Genomic DNA, 12,005 nt, shown 5'->3' with positions numbered 1-12,005 from the left:
ACTGATATGGATGTATCAATGGGCCTGTTGGCTGCGGTTTTCTGGGGCGTGACCGATTTTCTGGTGGGTATCAATGCGCGGCTGTTCGGTGTCAGGCGATCTGTTTTATTCGGGCAGCTCGTTGGCTTGATCGTGATGAGCTTGATATTGCTGATGTCGAGTCGACACCTGATGCGTCTGATCGATGCGCCACTGTTAGCCATCATGCTTGGCATGCTCGCAGCCGTTTGTGCAGTGGCAGGTGCTCTCGCGTTGGCAAATGCGTTCGCAATAGGCAAAACCGCCTTGGTCGCGCCGCTGGTCACAAGCTATGGAGTTGTCACTACTCTGATCGCATGGGTAGCGGGTGAGACGTTGACCAACTGGCAATTCGCAGGTGTCTTTATTTGTGTCTGCGGGGTGCTCTTGGTAAGCCGCAGGCCATCTGCCCGCAACCACACTCCAGTGCGACGGGGGAGGGCATCCATCATCTATGCGCTTGCGGCTGCCCTCTGTTACGGCACGAGCTTATGGTTGCAAGGCACCTATGCACTTCCCGCACTCGGCCCAATAAATATGCTGTGGCTCATCTATATCATTGGCGTGGCTGTGCTGTGGCGAGAAGTGATCCCGATGTCGTCACGGCAGAGCGCTATTCAGCTCAAGGCCTATGGAACCCTCTGCGCCGCGAGCTTGTGCAATTTGAGCGGCTTTGCCGCCTTTTCCTTGGGTGCAATGAGCGGCTCAGTTTCGATCGTTACGGTAATCAGTACTCTGTCCGGCGGTATCGCATCCGTGCTCGGCTACATCTTTCACAGCGAGCGCCTCACAGCTCTGCAGGTCTCGGGCATTAGCTTTGTGCTGATCGGCGCTGGCCTTATCCACCTGTATGGCTAAGAGGGTTCCTGGCCATGACCGCCGCGGCTGAACGGCGCCGCTGATCCGGCGCCGTTCCCCTTCACTTCACCGTCCTAGGCGCAAAGCGCAATATCAAACAAGCAATCACCGCCGACAGTAGCGACCCCAGCAAAATCCCGATCTTGGCTTTATCAATCAGCTCAGTCTGCCCCGCAAACGCCAACTCACCGATAAACAGGCTCATGGTGAAACCAATCCCACAGAGCATCGCCACCCCATAAATCTGCAACCAGCTAGCCCCTTGCGGCTTGGAAGCCAGACCAGTCTTGACCGCCAGCAACACCCCGGCAAACACCCCAAGCTGCTTGCCCAGCAGCAGTCCCAAGGCAATCGCCAGCGGCAACGGCGCAAATACGTCGCTCCAGCTCAAATGGGTAAACGCCACGCCGGCATTGGCAAAGCCGAACGCGGGTACGATCAGGAAACCTACCCACGGCGCAATGGCATGCTCCAGCGTCAGCAGCGGGCTCTTGGCATCGCCGGCGGTGTAGGGGATCAGCAGTGCGCCGACCACGCCAGCGATGGTCGCGTGCACGCCGGATAGCAGGGTGAAGTACCACAGGGCGGCGACGCCGATCATGTATGGCCACAGGCTGACCACGCGCAGGCGGTTCAGGCCCAGCAGAAGTGCGACGATAGCGCCGGCGCCGGCGAGGGCGATGAGGTTGATCGAAGAGGTATAGAACAGCGCAATGATCGCTACTGCGCCCATGTCGTCGATGATCGCCACCGATACCAGCATCACTTTCAGCGACAGCGGTGCGTGCTTGCCGAGCAGCGCCAGGGCGCCGACGGCAAAGGCGATGTCGGTGGCGGCGGGGATTGCCCAGCCACTGGCCAGGCCGGGCTCTACGGCGGACACCTTGAGGTAGATCAGCGCTGGCACTGCCATGCCCATCAGCGCTGGCAGCGCTGGCAGGCGGCGTTGTTCCCAAGTGGCCAGGCGGCCGTCGACCATCTCGCGCTTGATCTCCAGGCCGACCATCAGGAAGAAGATTGCCATCAGGCCGTCGTTGATCCACAGGTGCACGGTCATCGGCCCGAGCTTTTCTGTGAAGGTGGGGCCGAGGGGCAGGTGCAGCAGGTGTTGATAGGCTGCGGCCCATGGGCTGTTGGCGATGATGATGGCCACTGCTGCGGCGAGCATCAACACCACGCCGCCAGCGGCTTCGCTGGCGAGCAGGCGCTGCAGCAATGGGCGCCGCTCGGCGCTGTTCAGAGAAACGGTCATGCGAGGTCCTCGTTCATGGATTCGCCCTGGATGTTGCAGGCATTGGCCGAACGACGGCCACGGCAAAGCGCTGGCACCGAATGGGCCACTGCAACAAGAGGCGAGAAGAAGGGAAGGGGATGCAGCGAGCACGTACCCGGCAAAAAACGCGGGAACGGCATACGCCAAAGGAATAGCAAGGCTGCGTGCAACATGGATGGACTCTCGGAAAACAAATGAATGTTCTCCGTATTCGGGATAGCTCCCGGGCGCACGCAGCACACGCCAGGCGGCGAATTATACAGAGTTGGCAGTCAAGGTGGGCGAGGGTCTGCATCGAAATGTTGCAATGGGGCTCCGCGCTCGAGCCTCAGCCCATTGCGGGCGTCTGCTCGAGCGCGGTCAGGGGTCAGCCGCCGATGGCCGCAGCCGACCCTTGCAGCTGCCAGCGGCTGCGCAGCGACTGCAGTGCATCATCAAGGATCGAGATGCCGCTCTGCTCGCGCGCCATGCGCTCCTGACGGAAGCTGTCGTCCAGTACCGTCAGCAGGCTCTGGCTGCGGCTGCTCGAGCTTGGCGTGGTCACGTCATCGGTCAGGTCGCCATTCACATAAGTACGCACCCGCTCGCTCTGACTGGCGGATTGCGAGGCACTGGCTTCGACCAGGCGGCCTTTGTCGAAGGCCAGGCGCGTGCTGCTGCTGGCCTGGTCGTTGATCTCGTGATAGCGGTAGTTCTGCGATTCGCGGTCCAGCCCGAGCTGCATGTCCGTCAGCGGGTTGAGGCCCAGGTGATAACCCGCTTTCAGTGCGCTCTGCTGATCCTGCTGTACCGAGCGGGTCAGCTGGCCGCCACCTGTAATGCTGGTCGATTGCGAAGCGCGGTAATCGAAGCGGTCGGATTCTTCCAGGCGCATCGGGTTGCTCTGCTGCGAGGTCTGGCTGATCGAGGCATTGAAGTCGGCCAGGCCGCTGAGCAGGGCGCGGTCGCTGGCGCTCTGCAACGAGCCACGCTCGGTCACCGCCTGCTTGCCGTCATCGACGGCGTTGAGCTGGGTGAAGGCGTCCTTGAACAGGTTCATCAGGTTCTCATCGCCTTTACCGCGCTTTTGCGCGGCGTCGAACTGGCTCAGGTAATTGCTGATGGCGGCCTGGCGCTGGCTGCTGCTGCCCAGCTTGGCAGCGTCCGGCGTGTCGAGGTTCATCTGTACGCGCCCGGAGGGGCCGTCCAGTGTCAGGTTGCGCGACTGCTCGTTGACGTTGAGGTCAAAGGTCTGTGGTTCGCCGTTGACGTCGAGCTTGGCGTTCAGTTGCAGGCCGCTGAACAGCGTCGTGTCAAACTTGACCAGGTTGCCGAGCTGCAAGCGCGGCGGCACCTGGGTCAGGCCATTGATGGCAGACTGGAAGTCGTCGGCCATTGCCGCCAGGCCTTTGAGTTCATCGTCGCTGAGTTCACCGCCGAGCACTTCGGCACTCACTGCCAGGCCTTGTGCGTTGCTCGCCAGAGACAGGTTGACCGTCGCTCCGGAGGCCGTGGTCAGGCTGAAGGTGACGCCATTGGTGGGGTGCGAGCGCAGGTTGGCCAGTTGCAGTTGCAGCGCGGCCGCATCGGGCTGCTCGCCGCCGGCGATGGTCATGATGGACTGCGATACAGCCTTGCCGCCGTTGCCCGCCAGTTGCTCCAGCAGCGCGGCGCCGATGTTCTGGAAGCGACCTCCGTTGGACAATGACTGAATGCTGTTCATCATCGCCATGCCCAGCTTGTCCGAGCTTTCCTGCTCCCAGGCATAGCGCACCTGCGGGCCCGTCAGGGCACCGTTGGCGGTGTAGGTCTGGTTGGGCGTGGCGTCCACCGCCTGGCCGAGGTTGACCGAGGTGCTGGGCGAGGTCAGGGGCGGGGTGGCCTGATCAACCGCCTGCACTTGAACAGGTGCCTGGGCGGTGTAGATCGGGGTAAGGCGCTGCGCAGCAGTTATCGCATTCATGGTCGGCTTCCGTGCAGATCTTGGGTCTAACCCAGGGTATCGGCGCGGTCAGGCAAAACCTTAGCGTTCATGCAGCTATTGGCGGCGCTGCGCCAGCCAGAAACAAATCAGCCCGCCAAAGGGCGGGCTGATTGCTCAAGCACAGGCGATCAGCGGCGGCGGAACAGCGGTAGCGGTTCGTCGGCTGCGGCCTGGTAGGTCACCGAAAAATCTTTCAGGCCTTCCAGGGCATCGACCGGGTCTTTGTCGGCGCGAATGGCAAACGCATCGAAGCCGCAACGCGCCAGGTAGAACAGCTGGTCACGCAGGATATCGCCGATTGCGCGCAGCTCACCTTTGAACTGATAGCGATCACGCAGCAGGCGCGCATTGGAGTAGTTGCGCCCGTCGGTGAAGGCCGGGAAGTTCAGGGCAATTACCTGGAAATGCGCAACGTCGTCACCGATTTCTTCGGCTTCTTCGTCGCTGTCCAGCCATACGCCAAGGCCGCCATCGCGGGCCTTGAGCGCATGGGCGTGATCACGCCAGAGTTGCAGCGGCACGATGTAGTCGTCGCAGTTGGTCAGTTCGTCGAACGAGGCATCCTTGGGCAGCAAGTGCCAGGTTTCGTCGACCAGCTGGTTGTTCTTAATGATTCGCTGCATAGACGCGCTCCTTGAAGGGGTCGATGCCAATACGTTGGTAGGTGTCGATGAAGCGCTCTTCTTCGGTACGTTGTTCAACGTAGACGTCGATCAGCTTCTCGATCACATCGGCCATCTGGTCCTGAGCGAACGATGGGCCAAGGATCTTGCCCAGGCTCGCGTCACGGGCGGCGTTGCCACCCAACGAGACCTGGTAGAACTCCTCGCCCTTCTTGTCGACACCAAGAATGCCGATGTGACCGACGTGGTGGTGACCACAGGCGTTCATGCAACCAGAGATGTTCAGGTCCAGCTCACCGATGTCGAACAGGTAGTCGAGATCGTCGAAGCGACGCTGGATCGACTCGGCAATCGGGATCGACTTGGCGTTCGCCAGCGAGCAGTAGTCACCCCCCGGGCAGCAGATGATGTCGGTCAGCAGACCGATGTTCGGCGTGGCGAAGCCGCTTTCGCGCAGCTCTTGCCAGAGCGTGTGCAACTGACGCTGCTCGACATCGGCAAGGATGATGTTCTGCTCGTGCGAGGTCCGCAGGAAGCCGAAGCTGTAGCGCTCGGCCAGATCGGCAACGGCGTCCAGCTGCTTGTCGGTGAGGTCGCCCGGGGCAACTCCGGTCGGCTTCAGCGACAGGGTCACGGCCACATAGCCTGGGCGCTTGTGCGCACGGGTATTGCGCGAACGCCAGCGGGCGAAGCCTGGGAACTCCTGATCGAGCTCGGCGTAGTCGACGTTGTCCAGCGCCTGGTAGGCGGGGTCGACGAAGTGGCGCGAAACGCGCTCGATTTCGGCTTCGGTCAGGGTCGTGTTGCCACCGCGCAGGTGGGCCATTTCGGCTTCGACCTTTTCCGCGAACACTTGCGGGGTCAGGGCCTTGACCAGGATCTTGATCCGCGCCTTGTACTTGTTGTCACGACGACCGTAACGGTTGTACACGCGCAGGATCGCGTCGAGGTAGCTGATCAGGTCCTGCCACGGCAGGAACTCGTTGATGAACGAGCCGACCACCGGTGTACGCCCCAGGCCGCCGCCGACCAACACGCGGAAGCCCAGTTCGCCGGCTTCGTTGTGCACCGGCTCCAGGCCGATATCGTGCACTTCGATGGCCGCGCGGTCGTCCTTCGAGCCGTTCACGGCGATCTTGAACTTGCGCGGCAGGTAGGCGAATTCGGGGTGGAAGGTGGTCCACTGACGGATGATCTCGCACCATGGGCGCGGATCGATCAGCTCGTCGGCGGCGACGCCGGCAAACTGGTCGGTGGTGGTGTTGCGCAGGCAGTTGCCGCTGGTCTGGATCGCGTGCATCTGCACGGTGGCCAGCTCGGCAAGGATGTCCGGGATGTCTTCCAGCGCCGGCCAGTTGTACTGGACGTTCTGCCGGGTGCTGATGTGCGCATAGCCCTTGTCGTAGTCGCGGGCGATCTTCGCCAGCACCCGCACTTGCGTCGAGTTGAGTTGGCCGTAAGGCACGGCCACCCGCAACATCGGGGCGAAACGTTGGACATACAGGCCGTTCTGCAGGCGCAGAGGGCGGAATTCTTCTTCGCTCAGTTCACCGGCCAGATAGCGGCGGGTCTGATCACGGAACTGCTTGACGCGGTCCTCGATGATCCGCTGATCGTACTCGTCGTATACGTACATAAAAGTCCTGTCTCAGGCTGCATGCAGCTAATCGCGCGCACGGCCGCGCACTCCGGTTCGGAGCCGGGGAACGATATCAGGTTGCATTTATGCGCTAAAGTGATGTTTTTGCATATGAAAAGAACTAAACGGACTAAGTGAGACTGACTGGCATTTATTCTAGGCGTCGGCGCTGGGTATAATCCGCGCTTTGCTCCACAGAGATGCACCCATGTTCAAAGCGCTGTGCCAGAGTCTGTGCCTGTTTCTGCCGTTATCGGCCGGTGCCCAGGCGGCGTCCGTGGTGTTTCTCAATCCGGGTCATGCCAACGAGAACTTCTGGGTGGGATACACGCGCTTCATGCAGGCCGCGGCTGACGATCTCGGCATGCAGCTGCGGGTGGAATACAGCGAGCGCCGCGCCGATCTGGTGTTGAGCCAGGCGCGGGCTATCTTGAGCGGGCCGCAGCGCCCCGACTATCTGGTGCTGGTCAACGAGCTGTATGTCGCTCCGGAGATCATTCGCCTGTCCCGCGACAGCGGCGTGCAGCTGTTTCTGGTCAACAACGGCCTGACCGATAACCAGCTCGAGAGCGTCCGGGCGCAACCGGACAAATACCCGCCAGTGCTGGGCACGCTGACCAGTAACGATGAGCAGGCCGGTTATCAGATGCTGCGCGAGATGGTCGCGAAGTTGCCGCCATCGGACGAGCCGATCGACCTGCTGGCGTTTGCCGGCGTCAAGACCACCCCGGCCTCGCAGCGCCGCGAGCAAGGCATGCGCCGGGCCTTGGCCGATCACCCGCAGGTACGCTTGCGCCAGGTGGTATACGGCGGCTGGAACCGCGAGCGCGCCTTCGAGCAAGCGCAGCTGCTGCTTGAGCGCTATCCGCAAGCGCAGTTGGTGTGGTCGGCCAATGACGAAATGGCTTTTGGAGCGATGCAGGCGTTCGAGGCAGCGGGGCGCAAACCTGGCGTCGACGTGCTGTTCGGTGCGGTCAACGGCTCGCCTGAAGCGCTGCGCGCGCGTATCGACGGGCGCCTCAGCGTATTGATGGGCGGCCATGTCACTGTTGGCGGCTGGGCCATGGTTATGCTGCATGACCACGCTCAGGGCATCGCCATCAATCGCGACGGTAGCGACGAATACAGCTTGCCGGTGCTGCAGTCAATCGATCAGGCCAAGGCGCGGCGCTGGCTGGCCCTGCAGGAGGCCGACGATTATGGTCTGGACTTCCACCGTTTCAGCGCCGAAGGGCGACCAGCCGATTATCGTTACCCGTTTCTGACGTCACCGGTCGACTATTGAAAGACCCTGCTTGAATCAAGGGCATTGCTCGACTTAACTGCTGGTGGTGTATGTGCATTCCCATAACCACTACAAGAGGCAATGCAATGGGTAACTCCACCAAGCTGCGCAAAAACGACAGCAGTGTCGATGCCTGGGCGATCCTGTGTCTGATCGTGCTGGTCGTAGTCACTGCGGTGTACTGGGTCAGCCATCAGTAGCGCATCACCGCTTTCGACCGTGATTGCAACCTGAACCGCCCGTGGCAGGCACCGCCACGGGCGGCTTGCCTTTCAACGGGCGGTCAGGTGCATGGCCAGTTGCACCAGGCCAATCAGCACCAGTACGAATACCAGCGTGAACAGCACGCCCAGGGCGATGAAATGGCTGGCCTTGCCGTGAGTGAAGTCGCGGGCGCGGTTCTTACCGCTCTGCACGCCGAGGGCAGCGGCAAGCACGCTGTGCAGCATCTGCCAGAAGGTCGGCGGTTTGCCTTGGCTGGGGTCGTCCATGCTGGCCTCCTGTAGGTAGCGCAGGCGATCAATGCACAGTGTAGACCTTCAGCAGGCAGAGGCCGCGCAGCAGCCCCTGGCAGGCTCTAGCCCTGGCAGGCTTTAGTTGTCGTAACCCAGATTAGGTGCCAACCAGCGCTCGGTGACATTCAGCGCCTGGCCTTTGCGCTCGCTGTAGCGCTCGACCTGGTCCTTGTCGATCTTGCCGACGGCAAAGTACTGCGCTTTTGGATGGGCAAAGTACCAGCCGCTGACCGCTGCCGCCGGGAACATCGCGAAGTGCTCGGTAAGGAACACACCACTCTGGCCGGTCTCGCCAATGGCCGTGCCGTCGAGCAGGCGGAACAGGGTTTCCTTCTCGGTGTGGTCCGGGCACGCGGGGTAGCCTGGGGCAGGGCGGATACCGCTGTACTGCTCCTTGATCAGCGCATCGTTGTCCAGGTGTTCATCACGGGCATAACCCCAGTAGTCCTTGCGCACCTGCTCGTGCAGCCACTCGGCGCAGGCTTCGGCGAGGCGGTCGGCGAGCGCTTTGACCATGATCGAGCTGTAGTCGTCGCCTTTGTCCTGATAAGCCTTGGCCACTTCCTCGGCGCCGATGCCGGCGGTAGTGATGAAGCCGCCGACATAGTCGCTGACGCCGCTGTCCTTTGGTGCGACAAAGTCGGCCAGCGACAGGTTTGGCTTGCCGTCGGGCTTGATCGTCTGCTGGCGCAGGTGGTGCAGTTTGGCCAGAGGTTGGCCGTCGGCGCCGTACACTTCGATGTCGTCGTCGGCAACCTGATTGGCCGGCCAGAAGCCGAACACCGCACGCGCGCTGATCAGCTTCTCGTCCATCAGTTTGTCGAGCATCTCGCGGGCATCTTGATACAGCGCGGTCGCCGCTTCGCCGACCACTTCGTCGGTGAGGATGCGCGGGAACTTGCCGGCCAGGTCCCAGGAGATGAAGAACGGGGTCCAGTCGATGTACTCGGCCAGGGTCCGCAGGTCGATGTCTTCCAGCACCTTGACGCCGGTGAAGGAGGGCACTGCCGGGGTGTACTCGGCCCAGTCGTATTTGGGCTTGGCAGCAATCGCCTGGGCGTAGCTGAGGCGTTCGGTGCGGGCACTGCGGTTGGCGGTGCGTTCACGGACTTCGATGTAGTCCAGGCGAGTGCGCTCGACGAACTCCGGTTTGAGCTCCTTGGACAGCAACTGGGTGGCCACGCCGACCGCACGCGAGGCGTCGGTCACGTAGATCACCGCGTCGTTGGAGTACTTGGGCTCGATCTTCACAGCGGTGTGCGCCTTGGAGGTGGTCGCGCCACCGATCATCAGCGGCAGGTGGAAGTCCTGGCGCTGCATTTCGCGGGCGACGTGGACCATTTCGTCCAGCGACGGCGTGATCAGCCCGGACAGGCCAATGATGTCGCACTTCTGCTCGCGGGCGGTCTGCAGGATTTTCTCGGCCGGGACCATCACGCCCATGTCGACGATGTCATAGCCGTTGCAACCGAGCACCACGCCGACGATGTTCTTGCCGATGTCGTGCACGTCGCCCTTGACCGTGGCCATGAGGATCTTGCCCTTGGCTTCGGGCTTGTCGCCTTTTTCCGCTTCGATGAACGGGATCAGGTGGGCCACCGCCTGCTTCATGACGCGGGCCGACTTGACCACCTGCGGCAGGAACATCTTGCCCGCGCCGAACAGGTCGCCGACCACGTTCATGCCGCTCATCAGCGGCCCTTCGATGACCTCGATCGGGCGCGTCGCCAGCTGCCGGCATTCTTCGGTGTCTTCGACGATGAACGCAGTGATGCCTTTGACCAGTGCGTGTTCGAGGCGCTTGCCGACCGGCAGCGAGCGCCACTCTTCGTTCTCGACCTCTTTGGTGGCGCCGCCGCCCTTATAGTCGTCGGCAATCGCCAGCAGCGCGTCGGTGCCCTCGGAGGTGCGGTTGAGCACCACGTCCTCGACTTTTTCACGCAGCGCAGGCGGGATCTCGTCGTAGATCTCCAGCTGGCCGGCGTTGACGATACCCATGGTCAGGCCATTCTGGATCGCGTGGTAGAGGAACACCGAGTGAATCGCCTCACGCACCGGGTTGTTGCCACGGAACGAGAACGATACGTTGGAGACGCCGCCACTGGTCAGTGCGTGGGGCAGGTGAGCGCGAATGAAGGCACAGGCCTCGATGAAGTCGACGGCATAGTTGTTGTGCTCTTCGATGCCGGTGGCAACGGCGAAGATGTTCGGGTCGAAGATGATGTCTTCAGCTGGGAAGCCCACTTCGTTGACCAGAATGTCGTAGCTGCGCTGGCAGATTTCGCGCTTGCGCGCCGCTGTGTCGGCCTGGCCCAGTTCGTCGAAGGCCATTACCACTACCGCTGCGCCATAGCGCTTGCAGAGGCGGGCGTGATGTTTGAAGGCATCTACACCTTCTTTCATCGAGATCGAGTTGACGATGCCCTTGCCCTGGATGCACTTGAGACCGGCTTCGATCACTTCCCACTTGGACGAGTCGATCATGATCGGCACGCGCGAGATGTCCGGTTCACCGGCAATCAGGTTGAGGAAGCGGACCATGGCAGCCTGGGAGTCGAGCATCCCTTCGTCCATGTTGATATCGATCACTTGCGCGCCGGCTTCAACCTGCTGCAGGGCGACTTCCAGCGCCTCGGTGTAGTTCTCTTCGCGGATCAGTCGGGCGAACTTGGCCGAACCGGTAATGTTGGTGCGCTCGCCGACGTTGACGAACAACGACTGGCGGTCGATGGTGAACGGTTCCAGGCCCGACAGGCGGCAGGCCTTGGCGATCTCCGGGATGACCCGCGGCGGGTACTTGGCCACCGCCTCGGCAATCGCCTGAATGTGCCCTGGGGTGGTGCCGCAGCAACCGCCGATGATATTGAGGAAGCCGCTGGCGGCAAATTCTTCGACCACTTCGGCCATTTCTGCCGGGGTTTCGTCGTATTCGCCAAAGGCATTCGGCAAGCCGGCGTTGGGGTGCGCAGAAACGTGGGTGTCGGCTTTGGTCGACAGCTCTTCCAGGTACGGGCGCAGGTCTTTGGCGCCGAGGGCGCAGTTGAGGCCGACCGAAATGGGCTTGGCGTGACGCACCGAGTTCCAGAAGGCTTCGGTGGTCTGCCCGGACAAGGTCCGCCCGGAGGCGTCGGTGATGGTTCCGGAGATCATGATCGGCAGCTCGATGCCGTCGTTTTCGAACACCTGCTGCACGGCGAAGATGGCCGCCTTGGCGTTGAGGGTGTCGAAAATGGTTTCGATCAGGATCAGGTCGGCGCCCCCGGCAATCAGCCCGCGGGTCGACTCGATGTAGTTTTCGACCAGCTCATCGAAGGTGACGTTGCGATAGCCCGGGTCGTTGACGTCGGGCGAAATCGAGCAGGTGCGGCTGGTCGGGCCGAGCACGCCGGCGACGAAGCGCGGCTTGTCTGGCGTCTCCAGGGTTTTTGCGTCGGCCACCTGGCGGGCAATACGCGCGCCTTCCAGGTTCATCTCATAGGCCAGCGCTTCCATGCCGTAATCGGCCTGGGAAATCCGCGTGGCGTTGAACGTGTTGGTTTCGAGGATATCGGCACCTGCGTCGAGGTAGGCTTTCTCGATCGCGGCAATGATATCGGGCTGGGTCAGCAGCAAAAGATCGTTATTGCCCTTGATGTCACTTGGCCAATCGGCAAAGCGCGTGCCACGATAGTCGTGTTCCTCGAGACGATAGCTTTGGATCATAGTGCCCATGCCTCCGTCGAGGATCAGTATGCGCTCCTTGAGTGCGTGCTGGAGTGCTTGGAGACGAGCGCTACGGTCGGACATAGGACTACCTGGTCGGGCGAAAAACAGAAGGTGCGGAATGATAGC

At 61.8% G+C, this 12,005-nt stretch carries 8 protein-coding genes; 2 read left to right on the top strand and 6 right to left on the bottom strand.

The window, feature by feature from the left end:
• Positions 1–6: 6 nt before the first annotated feature.
• The gene (locus tag FW789_RS13825) at positions 7–876 is read left to right on the top strand and encodes an EamA family transporter (protein ID WP_446431603.1); all 870 of its coding nucleotides are present in this window, start codon (positions 7–9) and stop codon (positions 874–876) included.
• 61 nt (positions 877–937) lie between these two features.
• Here the strand turns inward: FW789_RS13825 and nhaA are convergent, their stop codons facing one another.
• From nhaA to FW789_RS13805, 4 genes are all read right to left on the bottom strand, one after another.
• A complete protein-coding gene (gene nhaA, locus FW789_RS13820; protein ID WP_446431602.1) occupies positions 938–2,128 on the bottom strand; it encodes a Na+/H+ antiporter NhaA in 1,191 nt (396 codons plus the stop codon).
• Between the two features lie 388 nt (positions 2,129–2,516).
• Positions 2,517–4,091 carry a hypothetical protein gene (locus tag FW789_RS13815; protein WP_446431601.1) on the bottom strand — a complete coding sequence of 525 codons (1,575 nt, stop codon included), beginning with the start codon at positions 4,089–4,091 and terminating at the stop codon, positions 2,517–2,519.
• A gap of 149 nt (positions 4,092–4,240) precedes the next feature.
• Positions 4,241–4,735 (bottom strand): DUF934 domain-containing protein, encoded by a 495-nt coding sequence (locus FW789_RS13810; RefSeq protein ID WP_103436948.1) that lies wholly within the window; start codon positions 4,733–4,735, stop codon positions 4,241–4,243.
• Complete coding sequence (locus FW789_RS13805; RefSeq protein ID WP_101318475.1) at positions 4,719–6,371, bottom strand: nitrite/sulfite reductase; 1,653 nt, start codon at positions 6,369–6,371, stop codon at positions 4,719–4,721. Before FW789_RS13805 ends, FW789_RS13810 begins: the two co-directional genes overlap by 17 nt.
• A gap of 211 nt (positions 6,372–6,582) precedes the next feature.
• On the opposite strand from FW789_RS13805, the gene FW789_RS13800 reads away from it, so the two are divergent.
• Positions 6,583–7,659, top strand: a complete 1,077-nt coding sequence (locus FW789_RS13800; RefSeq protein ID WP_186699689.1) for an ABC transporter substrate-binding protein — start codon at positions 6,583–6,585, stop codon at positions 7,657–7,659.
• 272 nt (positions 7,660–7,931) lie between these two features.
• Here the strand turns inward: FW789_RS13800 and FW789_RS13795 are convergent, their stop codons facing one another.
• Both FW789_RS13795 and metH read right to left on the bottom strand, forming a co-directional pair.
• A complete protein-coding gene (locus FW789_RS13795; RefSeq protein WP_101318479.1) occupies positions 7,932–8,150 on the bottom strand; it encodes a DUF2970 domain-containing protein in 219 nt (72 codons plus the stop codon).
• A gap of 102 nt (positions 8,151–8,252) precedes the next feature.
• Entirely contained in the window at positions 8,253–11,960 is a 3,708-nt protein-coding gene (metH, locus tag FW789_RS13790; RefSeq protein ID WP_446431600.1) for a methionine synthase, read from the bottom strand.
• Positions 11,961–12,005 lie beyond the last annotated feature (45 nt).

It is taken from the genome of Pseudomonas sp. 1121_17, from assembly GCF_052850745.1.
Note: the sequence above shows the minus strand (reverse complement) of the source record. Positions and strands in the feature narration are given on the sequence as shown.